General features: G+C 36.2%; 15 protein-coding genes and 5 pseudogenes. 8 read left to right on the top strand and 12 right to left on the bottom strand.

Features of this window, described 5'->3' with window-relative positions; all coding sequences use genetic code 11:
• Positions 1-1,047 precede the first annotated feature (1,047 nt).
• The gene (locus AACL31_RS17890; RefSeq protein WP_310511959.1) at positions 1,048-1,587 is read left to right on the top strand and encodes a fimbrial protein; all 540 of its coding nucleotides are present in this window, start codon (positions 1,048-1,050) and stop codon (positions 1,585-1,587) included.
• A gap of 282 nt (positions 1,588-1,869) precedes the next feature.
• Positions 1,870-2,313, top strand: a complete 444-nt coding sequence (locus tag AACL31_RS17885) for a fimbrial protein (protein ID WP_339053470.1) — start codon at positions 1,870-1,872, stop codon at positions 2,311-2,313.
• Here AACL31_RS17885 and AACL31_RS17880 read toward each other — a convergent pair.
• The 3 genes and pseudogenes from AACL31_RS17880 to AACL31_RS17870 form a co-directional block, all read right to left on the bottom strand.
• A pseudogene (locus tag AACL31_RS17880) lies at positions 2,202-2,761 on the bottom strand (MATE family efflux transporter); the annotation flags it as partial. The gene AACL31_RS17885 and the pseudogene AACL31_RS17880 overlap by 112 nt on opposite strands.
• A 401-nt stretch (positions 2,762-3,162) precedes the next feature.
• On the bottom strand, positions 3,163-3,993 hold the full coding sequence (locus AACL31_RS17875; RefSeq protein ID WP_310511960.1) for a phosphoenolpyruvate hydrolase family protein: 831 nt from the start codon (positions 3,991-3,993) through the stop codon (positions 3,163-3,165).
• Between the two features lie 15 nt (positions 3,994-4,008).
• Positions 4,009-5,225, bottom strand: a pseudogene (locus AACL31_RS17870) (Tm-1-like ATP-binding domain-containing protein).
• 217 nt (positions 5,226-5,442) lie between these two features.
• Between AACL31_RS17870 and AACL31_RS17865 the strand changes: the two are divergent.
• On the top strand, positions 5,443-6,069 hold the full coding sequence (locus tag AACL31_RS17865) for a TetR/AcrR family transcriptional regulator (RefSeq protein WP_310511961.1): 627 nt from the start codon (positions 5,443-5,445) through the stop codon (positions 6,067-6,069).
• A 131-nt stretch (positions 6,070-6,200) separates the two neighbouring features.
• Here AACL31_RS17865 and speD read toward each other — a convergent pair.
• The 3 genes and pseudogenes from speD to AACL31_RS17850 form a co-directional block, all read right to left on the bottom strand.
• Positions 6,201-7,000, bottom strand: a pseudogene (speD, locus tag AACL31_RS17860) (adenosylmethionine decarboxylase).
• Positions 7,001-7,026: 26 nt separating this feature from the next.
• A pseudogene (gene speE, locus AACL31_RS17855) lies at positions 7,027-7,889 on the bottom strand (polyamine aminopropyltransferase).
• Between the two features lie 105 nt (positions 7,890-7,994).
• A complete protein-coding gene (locus tag AACL31_RS17850) occupies positions 7,995-8,348 on the bottom strand; it encodes a YacC family pilotin-like protein (RefSeq protein WP_310510969.1) in 354 nt (117 codons plus the stop codon).
• 226 nt (positions 8,349-8,574) lie between these two features.
• On the opposite strand from AACL31_RS17850, the gene cueO reads away from it, so the two are divergent.
• On the top strand, positions 8,575-10,158 hold the full coding sequence (gene cueO / locus AACL31_RS17845; RefSeq protein WP_310511962.1) for a multicopper oxidase CueO: 1,584 nt from the start codon (positions 8,575-8,577) through the stop codon (positions 10,156-10,158).
• A 115-nt stretch (positions 10,159-10,273) separates the two neighbouring features.
• Positions 10,274-10,810 (top strand): hypoxanthine phosphoribosyltransferase, encoded by a 537-nt coding sequence (gene hpt / locus AACL31_RS17840; RefSeq protein WP_310511963.1) that lies wholly within the window; start codon positions 10,274-10,276, stop codon positions 10,808-10,810.
• Positions 10,811-10,868: 58 nt separating this feature from the next.
• Here the strand turns inward: hpt and can are convergent, their stop codons facing one another.
• Entirely contained in the window at positions 10,869-11,522 is a 654-nt protein-coding gene (gene can / locus AACL31_RS17835) for a carbonate dehydratase (protein WP_032116621.1), read from the bottom strand.
• 163 nt (positions 11,523-11,685) lie between these two features.
• Between can and AACL31_RS17830 the strand changes: the two genes are divergently transcribed.
• Together AACL31_RS17830 and AACL31_RS17825 are read left to right on the top strand one after the other, a co-directional pair.
• Entirely contained in the window at positions 11,686-12,630 is a 945-nt protein-coding gene (locus AACL31_RS17830) for an ABC transporter ATP-binding protein (protein ID WP_310511964.1), read from the top strand.
• Positions 12,627-13,397: an ABC transporter permease gene (locus tag AACL31_RS17825; protein WP_310510966.1), complete on the top strand. Its 771-nt coding sequence runs from the start codon at positions 12,627-12,629 to the stop codon at positions 13,395-13,397. The genes AACL31_RS17830 and AACL31_RS17825 overlap by 4 nt, the downstream gene beginning before the upstream one ends.
• A 732-nt stretch (positions 13,398-14,129) precedes the next feature.
• Here AACL31_RS17825 and folK read toward each other — a convergent pair.
• The 5 genes and pseudogenes from folK to sfsA all read right to left on the bottom strand — a co-directional run bounded on the left by folK (position 14,130) and on the right by sfsA (position 18,589).
• Positions 14,130-14,609: a 2-amino-4-hydroxy-6-hydroxymethyldihydropteridine diphosphokinase gene (gene folK, locus AACL31_RS17820; protein WP_310511965.1), complete on the bottom strand. Its 480-nt coding sequence runs from the start codon at positions 14,607-14,609 to the stop codon at positions 14,130-14,132.
• Between the two features lie 2 nt (positions 14,610-14,611).
• The gene (gene pcnB, locus AACL31_RS17815; protein WP_339054031.1) at positions 14,612-15,952 is read right to left on the bottom strand and encodes a polynucleotide adenylyltransferase PcnB; all 1,341 of its coding nucleotides are present in this window, start codon (positions 15,950-15,952) and stop codon (positions 14,612-14,614) included.
• 317 nt (positions 15,953-16,269) lie between these two features.
• Positions 16,270-17,172, bottom strand: a pseudogene (gene gluQRS, locus AACL31_RS17810) (tRNA glutamyl-Q(34) synthetase GluQRS).
• A 61-nt stretch (positions 17,173-17,233) separates the two neighbouring features.
• A complete protein-coding gene (gene dksA, locus AACL31_RS17805; protein ID WP_032116626.1) occupies positions 17,234-17,689 on the bottom strand; it encodes an RNA polymerase-binding protein DksA in 456 nt (151 codons plus the stop codon).
• Positions 17,690-17,884: 195 nt separating this feature from the next.
• A complete protein-coding gene (gene sfsA / locus AACL31_RS17800; protein ID WP_310511966.1) occupies positions 17,885-18,589 on the bottom strand; it encodes a DNA/RNA nuclease SfsA in 705 nt (234 codons plus the stop codon).
• A gap of 300 nt (positions 18,590-18,889) precedes the next feature.
• On the opposite strand from sfsA, the gene mrcB reads away from it, so the two are divergent.
• Positions 18,890-21,370 carry a bifunctional glycosyl transferase/transpeptidase gene (gene mrcB / locus AACL31_RS17795; protein ID WP_310511967.1) on the top strand — a complete coding sequence of 827 codons (2,481 nt, stop codon included), beginning with the start codon at positions 18,890-18,892 and terminating at the stop codon, positions 21,368-21,370.
• Positions 21,371-21,424 lie beyond the last annotated feature (54 nt).

Below are 21,424 nucleotides of genomic sequence, written 5' to 3'. Positions count from 1 at the left end.
TTTATTGTGGCAATTCTGCCTAGATTATACATTCTGTAAGCTAATAAATAGATTTAATAAACTTTAAAGTTAACGAATATTTTATTGTATTTACTATTTTAGCATTATGTTGATAAGCATGAATGTTAGTAATCTTGATTTGGTTAATATTTAAAAATATGTAAAATAAGGTTATCTCGATAAACTATTGCTAATGGTGATAATGATAATTGAAGATTATAAGTAAGAATAAATATTAATTATCATTTTTTTCGATTTTAAAAAGTAACAAAATGTATTTTTTTATTAGAATTTATTTTCTATTGAATTAATTTAAAATAATGAATATTGGCCAATATAAGCAATTGCAGACTATTCTGATAGTTATCTTTTTTTTATGTTTCCATTAATGATATCAAAAAGTTATATTGTTTTATAGTTATACTATTGAATATATTATCAATTTCTTTTAATTTAATAAATCATGGAAATTATATTTTTCTACTAATGAAAAGATATTATACTTTTTCATAAAAAATAGAAATTTATCTTATATATTAAATTGTTATGGTCAATTATTGTGTTATAAAAGAAAAACATTTTACTAATTTTAATCAATATTTTGTTATTTATAAGTGAAAATTTGCCAAATGTAGGTATAAAAATCTAATTTGGTTGATTTTGTTGGGTTATATTTTTGTTATTAAATGGTTTTGTGGGATTTAATATTAATGAATAAAATAAACATTTATTTCTTTTTTATTCCTTATTATTGATATTAATGATTGGAAATTGCATAATCAAAAATACTTGCAGATAGTGATTTAAAACTCATTAACTGTAAGTATTTTTTTATCGATAAATTTATTTAAAACTTTATTTATCAAAATTCTTTTAAAAGCAAATAGAAAATAAGGTGTTTATTTATAGCTACTATGTTTTCGCATATTAATTTATTCTTATTTAACAAAATTAAATATTACCGTTAAGAAACTATTTCATAACGCTATATTTTATTTTTTATAAATAATAATAGATTGATGTTGTATTAATAATATTGAGGTATTTATGAAATTCCCTTTAGTGCTGCTAGCTATTAGTGTTATCCCTGTTGCAGTTAATGCTGCTCCGACAATCACCTTTGAAGGTGAGGTAAGTGCACAAACATGTGAAACCGAGGTTAATAAAGAGACTAATTCGATAGTTCTTTTACCCAATGTTTCTGTTAGTGAGTTATCAACCTCAGGTAGCACAGCTGGCTTAACACCATTTGATGTCTCAATAAAAAATTGTACGGCACCAACTAGTGGTAATATTGATATTAAAACAAAATTTTTGGGCCACAATGTAACCACTGCAGGTAATTTAGCTAATCTTGTACTTCCTAAAGATAACGGCGCCGAGAATGTCGCAATTCAAATTACTGAGAATAAAGACGGGACTAAACCGGTGGAATTAAATGATGTGACTGAAGTTTCGGGTTTAGTTCTTAAAAAAGATGAAGCGACAGCTTCGCATACATTTGGCGTGCAATATATTTCTGAAAAAGGTAGTGCAAAAGCGGGTAAAGTACAAGCAATCGTTGAATATACAATAGGTTACTTATAATTTCTGCTATTTATCTTATATTAAGCTGAAAATAGTAATATTTTCAGCAATTATTAAGTATTAAGTATTAAGTATTAAGTATTAAGTATTAAAGAAATTATTGATTGCTAATTATTTACCAAATATAAGTTTGTTACTGATATCTATGTATTAATTATAAAGGTAATACGTCGTGATGAAAACAAACAAGATACCGATGAAATATTATTTACTTATAATATTGCTGGCATAAAAATTAAAGAGCATTCTTGGATAGTAAAAACACCAAAATTGAATGTTCAGATGGGAACAGTATTTAAAAAAGATTTTAGAGGTAAAGGCAGCACCACCGGAGAGCGAACTTTTAATATTGAGGTAAACTGTAAAGATGTTAATCAAGCCTATATTACCTGGCAAGGAGGAAATTCAAATGGCGTTATACCAGCTGATACAAATTCGACAGCAACAGGAGTTGGGATTCAGATTTTTGCTAATAATACACCTATATACTTCAATAAAAAATTAAACATAAATTTTTCAAAGCAATTAACTTATAGTGCAAAATTTTATCAAACTGATAATAGTGTTTCTGCCGGAACGGTTAATGCAACAGCAACATTTACTATTGATTATATTAAGCCATATTGTGGTAAACCAAAAAAACCATATAAAACGATCATATTACCGAGGATGGTGATCAGATTGGCAATAAATGTTACCCACATTGCCGGTTGTGATTTGCCATAAACACACAAGCAAGCCGCTAATATGATTGAAATTGCTTCTGGTATTAAACATAAACCAAGAATATGTAAATAAGCGTAACCATAATCCAGCAAATGTGCTGGTGTATTCATGATACCAAGTATCTTATAGCCAAAGAGTAGAATAATGGCGGCACTGATAAAGCCTAATAGGAAATTAAAAGCAATAGAGATATGAATGGCATGACTAGCCTTTTCTTTTTTACCTGCCCCTAAATATTGGGCGATAACAACGCTGCATCCTACACTGATAAAATTAAATATGGTGATAAAAAGATCAAAAACTTGGTTGCCTACTCCCATTGCGGCTAGATAAGCGGTGGAGACGTGACTAACCATATAAGTATTGATAAGTAATGTAGCAAAATATCAATAAAAATGGGCCAACTTAGCGAGTAAAGTGAACGCTTGGTAACGTCAGATGAATGCATTATGCACCTTTTTAAATATACAAGAAGATTTTTGGCAAAATAGACAAAAAACAGTTAAATATTTTACACATTTTATTTTTGTATGATAGATGATTAACTATTTATTATATATCGGTCTTTTTTATTTAAATTTTATTAGTTAGATTAAATAGAGTGCTTAAGAATTTTCTTTATTTTATAATTTGTTGTTTTGCGTTAACAAGTTAAGTGATGATATTAATATTAACAAATCTATAGTAACTTATTATTAACAATTATTAATTTGTTGCAAGAGTCCATTTTATAGGCTGGGTATTAATTATTATTTAATTAATAAAAATAAGCCTGTGGTAAATACCACAGGCTCCTGGCGTTAGCGATCAAAAGTTTGGTTGATTTTACAACCTAAAATGTATTAAAAATTATTTTCGTTTTATCGTTTTGAATATTTTTGTAGTTTCAGTAATGGCAGTTTCTGCCGGTAAACGTTCCATAGAACTTGCGCCATAAAAACCGTGGCAATCAGGGCAATTTTGTAAAATATATTTTGCATCTTCAGGTGTTGCAATAGGACCGCCATGGCAAAGTACAATAATATCTTTACGAACAGACTTTGCCGCTGCCGCCCAATCGTTAATCAGTTTTACGCAATCCTCTAATGTGTGAGTTGTTTTGGCACCAATATCACCACCTGTTGTTAATCCCATATGTGTGACGATAATATCAGCGCCAGCTTCTGTCATGTTTTTCGCATCGATGGCACTAAAAACGTAAGGCGTTGTTAATAAATCTTTTTCATGGGCTTGACGGATCACATCAACTTCTAACGCATATCCCATGCCTGTTTCTTCAAGGTTAGCTCGGAAATTACCATCGATCAAACCAACAGTAGGAAAATTTTGTATACCGGCAAATCCCATTATTTTTAAAGAGTCAAGATAGGTATCGAATTGGCAAAATGGGTCGGTACCATTAACACCCGCTAATACCGGAGTATTTTTAACCACGGGTAAAACTTCCTTTGCCATTTCCATAACAATATCGTTGGCGTTACCATAAGCAAGTAAACCCGCCAATGAACCTCTACCAGCCATGCGATAGCGGCCAGAGTTATAAATCACAATCAGATCAATCCCTCCTTTTTCTTCACATCTCGCTGATAAACCTGTGCCGGCACCGCCACCGATAATCGGTTGACCATGTGAGATCATCATTTGGAATTTTGCTAATAATGATGCGCGTGTTTGTTTCATTTTCATAACTCCAAATTAATTCATTAGTTCTTGGTGCAATTCTATCACTTGATGACCAAATTCTGCTGAATTGATATGATAAGGAGTGATTATCAGTTTTCTGTTAGCTGTGGTTTGGTAGTTTGATTTAAACGCATCAATGAAGGCTTGGTTAGCTTGTGGTGACCAAAAAACGCCATCTTCAATATCTAAGGCGGAAAATCCCCCGGTTGGAATGATAAAAGTAACATCGCCTTGACATTGATTCAGCTTATGCGCAATCCAGACCCCCATCTTATAATTTTCCTCGGCCGTGGTACGCATTAATGTAACTTGGCTATTATGATGATAAAAATGACGATCTTTATATTTTTCAGGGATGGTGGTTGGACGACCAAAGTTAACCATATCTAATGCACCGCAAGAGATGATACAGGGTGTTTGGGTACGCATGATGGCACCAAAGCGATCTTCATCACAGGCAAGTATGCCGTCAAAAAGGTAATCACAAACTTCCGTGGTTGTTATATCAAGCACGCAATCCAATAATTGGCTATCAACCAGTTTTTCCATTGCTTTGCCACCACTTCCGGTAGCATGAAACACTAAACAATCATAATGGTTATCTAATTTTTGGGTTAACTGTTGGACACAGGGTGTTGTTACCCCAAACATAGTTAGCGCCAGAGTTGGTTTATTTTTGTTTTCATCTTCATCAGCAGAATTAAAAAGTACCGCACCTGCGATTTGTGCAGCGGCATTTTTTAAAATTTTACGGGAGATAGTATTCAGGCCAGAAATATCTGTAACTGAGTACATTATGGAGATATCACTGGCACCGATATAGCCTGAAACATCACCAGATGCCATCGTCGAGAGCATTAACTTTGGAATACCGATGGCAAGAGACTGCATTGCGGGTGTAATAAGCGCTGTTCCACCTGAACCACCTAATCCAAGAATAGCTAAAACATCTTTTTGTTGTGAGAGATATTTCTCAAATGCGATTGCCATAGCTGCGATAGCTTTTCCTCTATCTTGGCTAAAGATAGCTTCTCTTCCTAAAGGATGATAGCTGGCAATAGTTTCAGCACTAATATCCGTTTTATTATTCAAATTGTTAGGATTAGTACTTAAATCAACAATACGTACCGCTAAGCCAGTTTTTTTATAAGTTGACTAACATAATAAGTTTCGATTGCCTTGGTATCGAGTGTTGCGGCAATGTAGATATAACTTTGCTGTTCCTTCATCATAAATCCTTAATTGTTTGCTGACTTGGATGGGAGTATTATAGGCGCAAAAAAAGTAAGCGATCATTTATGCTTTTTATAAATTGAGATATTAGTCTCAATTTATTTTTAATTCTTTAGCGTTATATTGTTTTTTTATGCAGTAAATTCTAATTATAAAAGTTATCGTAAAGGTGACGTTTAAATCCATTTTGGTTAGTAATAAAGGATAAATTTTATGACGTCAATTGATTTTACTTCACAATATACTGGCACCAGGAAACGAACTTTTAACCGATTAATTTCTACCGCATTGAGCTTGTTTGAAGATGGAAAATTGCCTTCTGTTTCTGAAGTTGCCTCGCATGCTGATGTTTCGAGAGCGACAGCTTATCGTTATTTTCCAACTCACAGTGATCTAGTTTCCGCCATTGTGAGTGAAAGCTTGGGGCCTATTTTAACTTGGTTGCCTGATAGCCAAAAAACTGAAGAACGGATCCAAGAATTATTGTTATTTGCCTATCCGAGGATGTTTCAATATGAAGGGGCGCTTAGGGCAGCATTACAAGTTTCTTTGCAGCAATGGGCGGCAGCTCACTCATCAATAGTAAAAGTAGAAAAACGGTTAGTTCGGGGACATCGGAAAGATATTTTGGCGATGATAGTTGAACCTATGAAGGATGATTTTTCCCCTGAAATTATTGAGAAAGTGAAGAGATCGTTTTCCCTTATTTATGGTTCTGAAGTCTTTTTGGTAATGAAAGATATCTGGAATATGGACAATGCGGAGGTAATAAAAATTAACCAATGGATAGCAACAGCGATTTATAATCAAGCCATAAAAGATAATGAAAAAAGCCAATAGGTCTGTTTGTTAGCCAGTAATGTTCATTTAGTGTGCCAGAAGTTGCTAAAGTAAAAAATTGATATCAACACTGAATGGAGTCGTATGAATAGTGGATAAGAATCTACTTTCGATCCGCTAATCGTTATAAATTATAATTCTGGCAAATTACGGCCGTAATAAATCTCTTGCATCTCTTTTTTCAACAGATAAGTAATCTGTTTTTTTCCTCAACAGCCAGCTGTTCTGCGGTTGTATTAAACAAATAGTTATTCAGATTAAGCTCAAAGTTTTTTAGCATCATTTTAGTATGGAAAAGATTTTCCTGATAGAGGTTAACATCTATCATATGGTACTGAGACTGAAATTCTTCTGGCATATAATTTTGGATGGAATTGATTTCGTGATCAATATAGAGTTTGATGCCATTAACATCGCGCGTAAAACCACGAACACGATAATCAATAGTAACAATATCTGATTCAAGTTGATGAATAAGATAGTTAAGAGTTTTTAATGGCGAAATTACGCCACAAGTGGAAACTTCGATATCTGCTTTAAAAGTGGATACACCATCCTCTGGATGGCTTTCTGGGTAAGTGTGAACACAAATATGACTTTTATCCAGATGAGCAACAATAGAATCGGGTAATGGCCGCGGATTTTCGGTGTTGTCTACATCTTTTGGATTGGTTGAATTTTCACTGATCAAAATGGTAACGCTGGCACCTTGAGGCTCATAATCTTGTCGGGCAATATTCAAGATATTGGCGTCAATGATAGAGCAGGTTTCGGTAAGGATTTCAGTCAAGCGTGTTGCATTATATTGTTCATCAATATAAGCCAAATAACTATGGCGATCTGCTGCTGTTTTGGCATAACAGATATCATATATACAGAAACTTAGGCTTTTAGTTAAATTGTTAAAGCCATGTAATTTCAATTTTTGCAATTTATTTCACCTCCTATTGAGTAAAACTAAACTTTTTTAGCGAGTAAATCCAGTAAGTACTGTGTAAAGCGAAGCTGGCTAGATGCAGTGCTGGTGTATAATAGCGACAAATAATTTCTGCTTTTTTAAAACGGTTTTCCAATATTTGCAAGGGTATTTGACGTAATTTTGCTGTTTGACTTGCCCAGGCAAAGGTCATCATGCCGCCATAGTAAGACGGTATAGCGGCTTGATAAAAGCTGCAATCATTAAAGTAATTAGATAGTTTTTGATGACTATTAATTACTTCATCTTGTTGCAAGAAACAAACACCATTTTGCGCAACTAAAATGCCATTTTCATTCAGGCAGTTGACACATCCTTGGTAAAAATCTGAGGTAAATAGCCCTTCTCCTGGTCCGATAGGATCGGTGCAATCAGAAATAATAAGGTCAAATTTTTGCTGGGTTGTCTTAACGAAATTGACGCCATCATCAATGACCAATTTAAAACGCGGATCGTTATAAGCACCTGCATTATGATTGGGTAGATATTGGCGACAAAATTCCACTACACCCGCATCAATTTCAACCATAGTAATGTTTTCTAAATATTGATGGCGACATACTTCACGTAACATTCCTCCATCACCACCGCCAATTATTAGTACTTTTTTAGCGCAGCCATGGGCAAATAGAGGGACATGAGTCATCATTTCGTGATATATAAATTCATCCCGTTCAGTTGTTTGTACTACGCCATCAAGAGCCATAATCCGCCCCATCTCAGCATTCTCAAAAATAATCAGATTTTAGTGAGCTGTTTTATTATGGTACAGTATATTATCGATAGTAAAATATTGACCTACATTATGGTGGAGTGTTTCGAGCCAAATTTCTTTTTTTGACATACTTGTCTTTTCCTTTCTAACAGAGTTAAAAAAGCGCAGCTAATAATTTGTTTCGTTTCAATGGTCAGCTAGAAATTTCTTATCTAAATGGACGAAAGAAAGTATTTATTTTACATAGGCAAATAGTGCTAAAGCGTCATTGGCAAGCACCCGGCATTTCTTTTTACGAGGGATAGGGATTTTTTTTAAGTCATCATAACGCTCTTCATTTAATTTTGCCATGGCACTTTTGTCGTAATTACTTATATCCCAATGATTACTCTGGGCAAAATAGAAGATTGCTCTTTCAATTTCACGATCAGGAATTTGTGAGTAACCACAATCATGCTTTAAAAATATATAAACAGCTGTTAAATCAGCTAGATTTTCTGTTTCATTGATTGATAGGGCGAATGCTTTGGTTGAAAAAACAAACCAAAAAAGCAGAGTTATATGTGAAATAAAAATAATTTTACGCATTCAGTTATTTGTATAATTTAAATATCAATTTATTCTATTAATAGTTATAGCTCTATTAAGTATACTTTTTTTAGCAAAACTAGATAAATATATTGTCATAGTAGATAAAAATATTGGCTTGACCTTCCAGTAAGTGGAACCTCTATATTTTAGTGAAATTATCTATTTTCTACCATTTCACTTCTATACCTTATCTTATTAGGGTCTAATAATAAAGTAGCAAGCTATGTTGCGTCGGGATTTTATGAAACTGGCAGCGGCAATCGGTTCAGTAAGCTTATTACCAACCTGGAGTCGCGCTGCATTATCTGCAACTCAATATCCTTCTTTACCTATTCCACCATTATTATGGCCTGATAATCATGGCAAAATTAAGATCCGGGTTACGCAAGGCAAAACGCAATTTTTACCAGCAAAATCAGTGCTAACATGGGGTTATAATGGATCGTTATTAGGACCAGCTATTAAGCTTAAATCAGGCCAGCGTGTCACTATTGATATTGATAATCAGTTATCCGAGGCTACCGCATTGCATTGGCACGGACTAAAGATCCCCGGCGAGGTTGATGGTGGCCCTCATTCAATAATTAAACCAAATGCGGTGAGGAGGGTTAATTTTATGGTTAACCAGCCTGAGGCAACTTGTTGGTTTCATCCGCATCCTCATGGCAAAACGGGTTATCAAGTTGCCATGGGGTTGGCGGGTTTAGTATTAATTGAGGATGAGAACAGCCAATCACTCAAATTGCCAAATCAATGGGGCATTGATGATATTCCGGTCATTTTGCAGGATAAACGTTTAAATAGCGCAGGGCAGATAGATTATCAGCTTGATATAATGAGTGCCGCTGTTGGCTGGTTTGGTAACACTATGTTGACTAATGGCGTTGTATTACCTAGACATACAGCACCTAAGGGTTGGTTACGTTTACGTTTTCTTAATGGTTGTAATGCCAGAAGTTTAAATTTGGCAACTAGTGATGTACGTAAAATGTATGTTATTGCTAGTGATGGTGGATTGTTAAATGAACCTGTTGCAGTCGATCAATTACCGATGATAAGTGCCGAACGCTTTGAGGTACTGATAGATGCCTCAAATGGTAAAGCGTTTGATATTGTTACATTGCCAGTCAAACAAATGGCTATGACACTCGCACCTTTTGATCAACCGCTGGCCTTATTGCATATTGAGCCCGGATTGAACGCGAGAGCCACTTTTTTACCTGATAGCTTAGCTTCTATTGTCTCATTGCCTGATTTGGCTGGTATTAAACAGCGTCAATTGCATTTAATGATGGATGCCCGTTTAGATATGCAAGGGATGATGGCGCTTAGAAAACAGTATGGTGAGCAGGCTTTGGCGGGTATGAATATGCATGGCCATCACAATATGATGAATAGCAACGGCGATCATCCTATGCATAATAGTCATCAGCAAGGCAAAGTCATGAATCAACCCTTCGATTTTCAGCATGCCAACAGTATTAATGGCCGACCTTTTTCAATGCATGAATTGGCATTTAATGTCGTTAAAGGTCAATATGAACGCTGGCTCATTTCCGGTCGTGGTGACATGATGTTACATCCTTTTCATATTCATGGAACCCAATTTCGGATCCTTAGCGAGAATGGTCAAGCAGTGGCTCCTCACCGACAAGGGTGGAAAGATACTGTACGAGTTGATGGCGATATCAGTGAGGTGCTAGTAAAATTTGATCATGTAGCAACCCAGGCACATCCTTATATGGCACATTGTCATTTGTTAGAGCATGAAGATACCGGCATGATGGTCAGTTTCTCGGTTAGCTAAGATATTAACTATTTTATTTATGTTGTTAATCAATATTGAGTGAGGGCATTTTATCGCGTCTTTATTGTCCTTATGTTAGAATCTACGGTTTTTACTTCCATGAATGCCTAAAGTTATGAAACAAATTGTAGAAGTCATGATCTCAGAAGCGGATGTTAAACAACGTATAGATGAGATGGCAAAAGAGATTGTTAAACATTATAAATCATTGCAAGATGAGTTGGTGTTGGTTGGTCTTTTGAAAGGCTCTTTTATTTTTATGGCTGATTTATGTCGTAAAATTGATATCCCGCATGAAGTCGATTTTATGACGGTATCAAGTTATGGCAATGGGATGACTTCAACTCGCGATGTGAAAATTATTAAGGATCTGGATGAAGATATTCGCGGCAAGCATGCTCTGATTGTTGAAGATATTATTGATTCTGGTAATACACTCAAAAAAGTCCGTGAAATTTTAGAATTACGTGGTCCTAAATCTGTCGCTATTTGTACGTTATTAGACAAACCTTCTCGACGTGAAGTAGAGGTTCCTGTTGAATGGATTGGTTATGCTATTCAAGATGAATTTGTTGTTGGTTATGGTATCGACTATGCGCAGCAATATCGACATTTACCCTATATCGGGCATGTTATTTTACTAGACGATTAAACAGTAGTGTTATTTATTGGCTGAAAAAATCGAACTAACGTTCGATTTTTTGCGGTGTTTATTTTTGCTGGTTTAATTTAGCAATAGCTTGTCGATAAGTGAGTTCAAGTTGTTCACGGCTATTAGCCGTCACATCAAGATCATTGAGTCTGCCATTATTTATACCATAGACCCAGCCATGAATGATGACGTTTTGGCTGCGTCGCCAGGCAGATTGTATTATTGTTGAATGACCAAGATTATAAACTTGCTCGATGACATTGAGTTCACATAAACGATTTGCCCGTTCTTGCGGAGCCAGTTCACCTAAAATTGAGCTATGTTTAAACAAGATATCACGCACATGCAGTAGCCAGTTATTAATTAGGCCCTGTTCAGTATTATCAATTGCAGCTTCAATACCACCACAACCATAGTGACCACAAATGATAATGTGTTCAACCTTTAGTACGTCAACAGCATATTGGATAACAGATAGGCAATTTAAATCAGTATGTATCACCAAATTAGCGACATTGCGATGGACAAATAGATCGCCTGGTGCTGCTTTAATTAATTTTTCGGCCGGAACCCGGCTGTCAGAGCAGCCTATCCACAGAAAATGTGGATTTTGAAATTTTGCTAATTCTTTAAAAAAAGAGGGATTTTCTTTGGTTACCGATTCTGACCACTGTAGATTGTTTTCAAACAGTTGTTTAATTTTTTTCATCATAATTCACGTGGATTAGTTATGTTTAACTGCGATAATAATCATATACAAGATCAATTTATTTTTTAATATTTACTAGCTGTTAGTTATAGTTTAATTGAAAAAGATTGCTAATGGTGTGATTTATTATCATGTATGGAATAAAAATAGATAAGAAAGGTTTTTTATGACTTATGCTTTAGAACTGCTTCAGCTTACAAAAACCTATCCTGGTGGTGTGAAAGCATTAAACGGCGTTGATTTACAGGTTGAGGTAGGTGATTTTTATGCCTTATTAGGACCTAATGGTGCGGGTAAGTCAACGACAATTGGTATTATCAGTTCATTAGTCAATAAAACGAGCGGTAAAGTGAGAGTGTTTGGTTATGATCTCGATAAAGACGTGGTGAATGTTAAGCGTCAATTGGGACTAGTGCCACAAGAGTTTAATTTTAATCCGTTTGAAACGGTATTACAGATAGTGCTGAATCAAGCAGGTTATTATGGGGTTCCGCGTTCCTTAGCCTTGTCTCGGGCAGAAATGTATCTTTCTCAACTGGCTTTGTGGAATAAACGTAATGAGCCTGCGCGAGATCTCTCCGGTGGCATGAAACGGCGTTTAATGATTGCTCGCGCATTAATGCATCAACCAAAGTTATTAATTTTGGATGAGCCAACCGCAGGGGTCGATATTGAGCTGCGCCGTTCAATGTGGAGTTTTTTAAAGACTTTAAATGCGCAAGGCACCACCATTATTTTAACGACCCATTATCTGGAAGAAGCGGAAATGTTATGTCGTAATATTGGTATTATTCAATATGGAGAATTGATTGAGAATACCAGTATGAAAAAACTACTCAATCAGTTGGAGTCAGAGACATTTATTTTTGATTTGGCGCCAAAGAGTCCTATTCCTACATTAGATGGTTATAAATTCAGGCTGGTAGATACTTCAACACTAGAAGTCGATGTATTTCGAGATCAAGGCCTGAATGGTTTATTTAGCCAATTTTCTGAGCAAGGAATACAGATAACCAGTATGCGTAATAAGGTAAATCGTTTGGAGGAATTATTTGTTGGTTTAATGAATAAACAGCATCCACTATCGATAAAGCAAGGGGAAAATAGATGACTCAGCTCTACTGGGTGGCGATGAAAACCATCTGGATCAAAGAAATAACACGTTTTGCGCGTATTTGGGTACAAACTTTACTACCACCAGTGATCACTATGTCACTCTATTTTATTATCTTTGGTAGTTTAATTGGTTCAAGAATTGGCAATATGGATGGCGTGAATTACATGCAGTTTATTGTTCCTGGTTTGATTATGATGTCGGTGATCACTAACGCTTATGCTAATGTTTGCTCTTCATTTTTTGGTGCAAAATTCCAAAAAAGCATTGAAGAATTGCTGGTTGCACCAGTTCCTACCCATATTGTGATAATTGGTTTTGTTGGCGGTGGGGTTGCTAGAGGGGTATTGGTTGGTCTTTTTGTCACTCTGGTTTCGCTCTTTTTTGTCCCATTACATATTTATTCATTATGGGTGGTAATTATTACTGTATTAATGACAGCAATTTTATTCTCATTAGCTGGATTGGTGAACGCGATATTTGCCAAAACATTCGATGATATTAGTATTATTCCTACCTTTGTCTTAACACCATTAACGTATTTAGGTGGTGTTTTTTATTCTTTGTCACTTTTGCCTGAATTTTGGCAAATGGTATCTAAGCTTAATCCGATTGTCTATATGATCAGCGGGTTACGTTATGGATTTCTTGGCATTAGCGATGTTGAATTATCTATTACCTTATCGGTGTTAGTGATTTTCATTGTTATCTTATATGCCATAACTTGGTACTTAATTGAAAAAGGACGAGGATTAAGAACGTAATTACTAGTGCACAGTGCGATAAATATATAAGGAATTGCGCTATTTTTTAGCGCTTCCGCTGCATTATCTTTATGTTGCTGTCATGGTTTTTGTTTTTTCTGATAATGTTGGTTAGTTTTATAGATAATGGTAAAAGTTTATGATGGTGAGTCGTGTGGCAGGCGTAAATAAAAATAATAAAAAAATTCAGTTTAATTTTAAGGTGTCGGAACCGATAGTAGTTTATCTATTTCTATAGTAATTTGTTTTTTATTATAATTTGAATTTAATTTTTTAACTGTAAAACGTTTATAAACGTCGATTATTGGTTTTATTTTAAAAACTATCTGTTTTTTTATTTTATGCTGTTAATTTTTTTACTGTCAGCTGGTGAGTATTTAAAATTGTTACGCCAACATAAGTTAACTCCAACTCTTTTTTAATAACGGCATAGTATAATGGCAACCATTAATGCCTTTGCTGTTACCAGATAATAATCATTTTTTTTTGAAAATTTTTTCATTTAAATCTCATTTTAGTTACCTATTCATTTTTTCTGACAATATTAGTTGTGTACAACTAATATTTTATTACCTACGGTTACTAATCGTGTTCAATTTTAAAATGGAAGTTTATTTTTTAAGTTATGCAGTGTTTAATTTACGGTAACAATTTCATTATTAATGAAATTTTATTATTAAATATTACGATCGATATATAGCTTGCCCATAGCCAATTGAATCATTGGCTAAGTTACCATAAAGTCAGCTCATTTTTAGCAACCTGCTGCAATCTATCACTGAGTAATTCACCATCCGGAAAGCGTAGCTGAGGGGCAATTTCTGCTAAGGGATAAAGCACAAATTCTCGTTCTTTAAGGCCATAATAAGGGATAGTTAAATGCGTTGTCTGAATAACCTGTTGGCCATATAACATAATATCCAAATCGAGAGTTCTTGGCCCCCAACGATCGGCTTTACGCACTCTAGCATGCATTAATTCAATCGATTGAGTATGTTTAAGTAGGGTTTCGGGCAATAACTCAGTATCTAACGCGATAACGGCATTGAGATAGTCAGGCTGATCTTGTGGCCCCATCGGTTTAGAGCGATAGAAAGAAGAAACGGCAATTGGTTTGGTATTCGGTAATTGCTGCAATTCTCTAATGGCACTTTGTACTTGTTGTAAGGGGTCATCTAGATTGCTGCCAATGGCGATATAAACACGTTGCATATTTAATTAACTCTGTTGTTTTTTATTGGTTTACGGTTGGTGTGATTTCGACGACGTGTCCAGTTACGACGATGAGTCGGGATACTTCCTAGCTCTGAGATCATTTCATGCTGTAGGTTATTATTGGCTTGTTGAAACTCAGCCCACCAATGGGCCAGCTCTTCTAATTCACGTCGTTGTTCCACGTTGGCGCGTAGCTCCAGGAGATCAAACGCTGCGCGAAATTTTGGATGTTCAAGTAGCTTATCTGCTTTTTTCCCTTGGCGCCGTGGTAGTCGCAATTGTAGCTGCCAGATATCGCGCATTGTTGAAGTAAGCCGTTTAGGGATAGCGATAGAACGGCATTGTTCATCGAGGATATCATTCATTGCGATCGCAAAGGCTTCGTAATAGGGTAAGCCACTTTCCTGAGAAAGCCTTTCGGCATGTTCTACCAGTGGATACCATAACATGGTAGCAAATAAGAATGCAGGATTAACGCGTTTATTATTTTTTATTCGATAATCAGTATTTTGCAGCACCTGATTAATGATAAGTTCCATCGGTGAATCATCATTGGCGGTGAAGTGTCGTTCAACTAACGGAAACAATGATTGAAAGAGACTATAACGCCTTAATTGTTGATAGGTTTGATAACCTTGACCAGTCTGAAGTAATTTGAGCGACTCTTCAAATAGACGTGCAGATGGAATGTCTTTTAATAAAAATGCCAGTTGTGGAATAGGTTTGGCAGTTTCAACATCAATTTGCATATTCAGTTTGCAGGCAAACCGAATAGCGCGTAGCATCCTAACGGGATCTTCTCGATAACGGATTTTTGGATCACCTATTAGGCGAATAGTGCCATTTTTTAGGTCCTCAAATCCACCAACATAATCGCGTAGGGTAAAATCGTTAATTCGGTAATATAGGCTATTGATGGTAAAGTCGCGTCGAATGGCATCGTCTTCAATGTTACCAAAAATATTATCTCGCAGTAACATACCACTTTGTGCCTGGTGAGCCATATCCTTATTATTAGTATCAGTTTGCTCATGAGAACCACGAAAAGTAGCAACTTCGATGATTTCATAACCAAACATGATATGCGCTAAACGAAAACGGCGTCCGACTAAACGACAATTACGAAATAATTTGCGAATTTGTTCAGGTGTTGCATTTGTAGTAACGTCGAAGTCTTTAGGTTTTTTACCTAATAGTAAATCTCTGACGCTACCACCGACCAGATAGGCTTCATAGCCAGCATTATTTAGACGATAAAGCACTTTCAGTGCATTGTCACTGATGTCTCTTCGCGAAATAGGATGCTTATCGCGCGGAACTATGGATATTGAAGTATTTATAGCAGAATCGGGTGTCGTCTGTTTATCTGCTAATTGAGCACTTTTAATGATTTTTGTAATCCGATATCTTTTTGTTAGTAAAGCTTTTACCTTAGTTTTGGACCTAGTGTCAGTCGCAGAACTATCATAAGATTTCTGTTTACTTCGATTATTCTTTTCTTCTCGTATCAATAAATTACGACAGAAATTGGCTACCCGGGTAAAAATAATACACCTCGATATCTAATGCGATTTTAGTTAAAAAAATAAATACTAATAATTAATCATATCTTATAGGATTTTTTTTGAGAATGCCTAAGTAGGATAAAAATTACTAATTAATTATAATAGGTAACAATTCTCCCGCCTGGTTGGATGCTATCTAATTGCCAATTTTGTACAGCCTGGCTAAGTAATTGTTCAGTACTAAGGTCTTGCCAATTAATAATAGTTGTTTGTGATAAAAAATTTAGTGCATCAACTAAAATAGGCCTCGGATCGTTCATCGGCAGCGGCGGGGTATGATTTTGTTTAGAAAGTTTATTATGAGAACGATTTAATACTAGTGGTAAATGCACATAATCGGGTTGCGGAAAAGCCAGATAGCGATAGAGAGAAATTTGTCTAACGGTTGGTGCAATGAGATCCGCACCACGAAAAACTTCGGTAATACCTTGATCGTGATCGTCAATAACGACAACAAGATTATAAGCAAATAAATTATCTTTTCGAACAATAATGAAATCTTCTTCTGCCAAAGAGCAAGGCGCTACATAATCACCTTGTAATTGATCATAAAAACCATACACCGGTTTTGACTGTATTATCCTCAAAGCTGCGGCAGAACAAGATAAACCAAGATTGCGACAATGAGCGTCGTAATAACCACCAATAGTATTAATACGTTGGCGGGTACAGCGACAGTAATAGCAGCCATGGCACTGTTTTAGCTGAGTTAAAATGTCACAGTAAATATCATGGCGTTGTGATTGATAGATTATTTTACCATCCCAATGTAAGCCATAATGGTCTAAAGTTTTTAAAATGCGAGAAGCTGCACCCGGCACTTCTCTAGTGGTATCGATGTCATCGATCCTAACATACTACTTTCCTTGCTTTTTTTTAGCTTGCAGGTAGCTACCAAGCGCAGTAACTAACGAGCCAAAATGGAGATCACCTGTGGGTGACGGAGCAAAGCGGCCAATATAAGGTGGAATGTTAGTAATTATTGAATTACTCATTTATTTCAAAAGGATACGGTACACTTTTGTGTACCGTATTTTTATGGTGTAAGATTATTGGCTAACCCGCCATCTGTTTTTCACGCATTTCAGCTAATGTTTTGCAATCAATGCATAAATCAGCTGTTGGACGAGCTTCTAAGCGGCGGATACCAATTTCAATCCCACAGCTTTCACAATAACCAAAATCTTCATCATCAACTTTTTTTAGCGTCTTCTCGATTTTTTTAATCAACTTACGTTCGCGATCGCGATTACGTAACTCAAGGCTAAATTCCTCTTCCTGTACCGCTCTATCAACGGGATCAGGGAAATTTGCCGCTTCATCCTGCATATGAGTTACAGTGCGGTCGACTTCATCTCTGAGTTGATTGCGCCATGTTTCGAGAATGCGCTTAAAATGTGCCAATTGGGCATCGTTCATGTACTCTTCGCCAGGCTTTTCTTGGTAAGGATCTACCCCAGCGATGGCGAGAATGCTTAAGGACGAGGTTTTAGGTTTTTGCCCTTCTTGCATAATGCTTCTCCTACACACGCAATATTCAAAAGAACCCCTCAAGGGGGAAAAACTAAGGCCGCTATAAATAACAGAACACTCTAAACTTGGCAATGGTTCTTACAATTCGTTTTACTGTACCAGGGTGATGCGCGTGTTATCTGCTTTAATTTGTATGTAAAACGAATTTTGCCTAAAAGAATATAATAGCTTGGTTTATTGAATAAATGGTATTTTTTTATCCATTGCTAGCCCTTTTTCTGATATTTTAATCTGATAGCAGAGTATTTCAATACCAACATTTGTTGCTTGCTGTAAGAGCGCAGCATATTGACAATCAATATGGCTTGCAACGGACATTTTCTTTATACCAGTATGAAGTACGGCAAAGAACAAAACTGCTCTTTCGCCTCGTTCGGCTATCAAGGATAGTTCACGTAAATGTTTTTGCCATCTTATTGTAACAGCATCAGGAAAATAACCGATATTGTTTTCTAGTAAGGTGACTGATTTTACTTCAATATAGCAATTAACTTGCTGTTTTTTCTTTAGAAGGAGATCGATTCGACTATTTTCGTCGCCATATTTCACTTCCCGGCTAATGTTATCATAATCGGATAATTCCGGAATTTTATTTTCAGTTATAAATTGACTAATTAAATCATTTGCTCGATGAGTATTAACACAAATCCAATCGCCAGTTTGTGTTTGTGTCAGTTCCCAGCTATGTGGATATTTTCGCTTAATATTATTAGATGTTGAGTACCAAACTGTATCTCCGGGGGTTGCACAGCCTGTCATGGCACCTGTATTGGCGCAATGAATGGTTAGTAATTTACCTGCGGGTGTAATAACATCAGCAAGAAAACGTTTATAACGCTTTACTAATTGGGCTGATTCTAGTGGCGGGAACCAATACATTGCTAGCTACTCCGGTTGTGATAGACACGGCTAAAGGCAAAGCAATGCTACAATATTTGGCACTAAAAGTTAATAATTGTTGCTTTTTCATATAAATTAATGGATAGATAGTGTTCATTTAGTAAGATAGTGGTAATAATGTTATTATCAGAGTATAAAACTGATATTTGGCGGATGTTTATTATTTAATTATGATAAAAATGCTGTTTTAATGAGATATATGAAAGAAATATCTGTAAGTTATGATTAAACTCTTGGGCTAAAAATAAACTAATAGTAAATAAAGATTGATTTTATACCATGCATGACAAAGATAATTATGAACCCATTGGGCGCAGATCTAAGAAAAAGCCCACTGGTAAAAAATCAAAATCTCATCAAAATAATCGGTTAGATAACTATGATTATGAGTATGAAGATATTGATGACAACGAGGAAGAAGAACTAATGGCAAGTAAAGACAATAAGTCTCGGCCACCTAAAGATAGATGGCGTTGGTTTTGGTTGTTTGTCAAAATTGCCATAGTCTTGGCATTGTTAGTTGGTGTCTATGGTATCTATTTATATCAGAAAATCAGTGATCGTCTTGATGGTAAAGTTTGGGATCTACCGGCTGCAGTTTATGGCCGAATGGTTAGTCTTGAACCGGGGATGAATTACAGTAAAGAAGAGATGATTCGATTATTAGATGGCATGCAATATCGCCAGGTAAATAAAATTACTTTACCCGGTGAGTATATTGTTAAAGATAACACGATAGAAATGTTACGCCGGCCATTTTCCTTTCCTGATCAAAGAGAAGAACAGATTTTAGCTAAATTAAGTTTTGATCATGCTCGGCTCACCAATATTACTAATATGGAAAATGGGCGTTCGTTTGGTTTTTTTCGACTAGATCCTAAACTTATCACCATGATGCAATCGGCGAACAATGAGCAACGCTTAGTCTTGCCGAGAGAAGATTTTCCTGATTCTTTAGTCAAACTATTACTTGAAACTGAAGACCGACATTTTTATGAGCATGATGGAGTAAGTATTTATTCTATTGGGCGTGCGGTTATTGCTAATTTAATGGCTGGTAAGACGGTTCAGGGTGGCAGTACGCTGACTCAACAATTAGTTAAAAACTTATTTTTAAGTAATGAAAGAACGTTAATACGTAAAGCCAATGAAGCTTATATGGCGATTTTAATGGATTCTCGCTATAGCAAAGAACGTATTCTTGAACTGTACTTAAATGAAGTTTATTTAGGACAAAGCGGCGATGACCAAATTCGGGGTTTTCCCCTTGCTAGCCTCTACTATTTTGGTCGTCCAATCGATGAGCTGAGTATTGATCAACAAGCGTTATTAGTCGGTATGGTGAAGGGAGCATCACTATATAACCCATGGCGTAACCCTAAATTGGCGCTAGAACGTCGTAATTTAGTGTTAAAGCTGTTGGAAACGCGCGAAATTATCGATCATGAAATGTATAATATATTGAGTGCTCGTCCTTTAGGCGTTAAACCCAGGAGCGGTGTTTTGACACCTCAACCCGCCTTTATGCAGCTCGTTCGGCAAGAATTAGTTGAAAAATTGGGCGATAGAGTAAATAACCTTTCTGGAGCTAAAATCTTTACTACTTTAGATCCAGTCTCGCAGCCAGCAGCTGAAAATGCCGTCGAACAGGGGATAGCAGATTTACGTAAAACACGTAAGTTGCCTGATCTGGAAGGCGCGATGGTGGTGGTTGATCGTATTAATGGCGAAGTTCGCGCTATGGTCGGTGGCTCACAACCACAATATTCTGGTTTTAACCGAGCGTTAAATGCTCGCCGCTCAATTGGTTCACTGGCTAAGCCGTCAACTTATCTTACCGCATTGAGTGAACCAGACCGTTTTCGTTTAAATACTTGGGTACCTGACGAGCCGATTAGCGTCAAATTTGATAATCAAATATGGGAACCGAGAAATTATGATCGCCGTTTTCGGGGACAGGTCATGTTGATTGATGCTTTGGCCAGCTCGCTGAATATTCCGACGGTGAATGTTGGCTTGAGTGTTGGCTTGGATCAGGTTAGTAAAGTATTAGTAAGTCTTGGTGTGCCAAGTGATGCGATAGAAAAAGTGCCGGCAATGTTATTAGGTGCCTTGAACTTAACGCCAATGGAAACGGCGCAAATGTTTCAAACCATTAGTGGTGGCGGCAATCGAGCGGCATTATCGGCATTACGCTCCGTGATTGATGGTGATGGCAATGAACTTTATCAAAGTTATCCATCTGCAGAGCGGGCAGTATCTCCGCAGGCAGCTTATCTAACACTTTATGGTATGCAACAAGTGGTTGAGCGTGGAACATCTCGTTCATTAATGAATAAATTTGCTCAATATCACTTAGCCGGTAAGACCGGAACAACAAATGATCTACGCGATAGTTGGTTTGCTGGTATCGATGGTAAGGAAGTGGCAATTGCTTGGGCTGGTCGTGATAATAATGGTCCGACAAATCTTACTGGTGCAAGTGGTGCATTACATCTATATCGTCGTTATTTAGAAAATCAGACTCCATTGGCATTGGATAATCGCTCTCCCGATGGAATTATGGAGATGCGAGTGAATATCGATGGCAGTTTTAACTGCGCAGGTGGTGGAGATCGTATTTTGCCAGTATGGACAGAGGATCCCCAAGCATTATGTCAGCAAGGGGTACAAGTATTGAAGCCAAACCTGAACTTAAATGAACAGCAGAGCAAAAGTAATGATGCACCTGCTTGGGTGAAAGAGATGTTTGGACAGTAATAAAAATCTAGTAAACCGGCGCTATGGTAAAAAATTAGCGCCGGTTTTTTTATG

The sequence above is a fragment of the Arsenophonus endosymbiont of Crataerina pallida genome, from assembly GCF_964020125.1.
Classification (GTDB): domain Bacteria; phylum Pseudomonadota; class Gammaproteobacteria; order Enterobacterales; family Enterobacteriaceae; genus Arsenophonus; species Arsenophonus nilaparvatae.
Note: the sequence above shows the minus strand (reverse complement) of the source record. Positions and strands in the feature narration are given on the sequence as shown.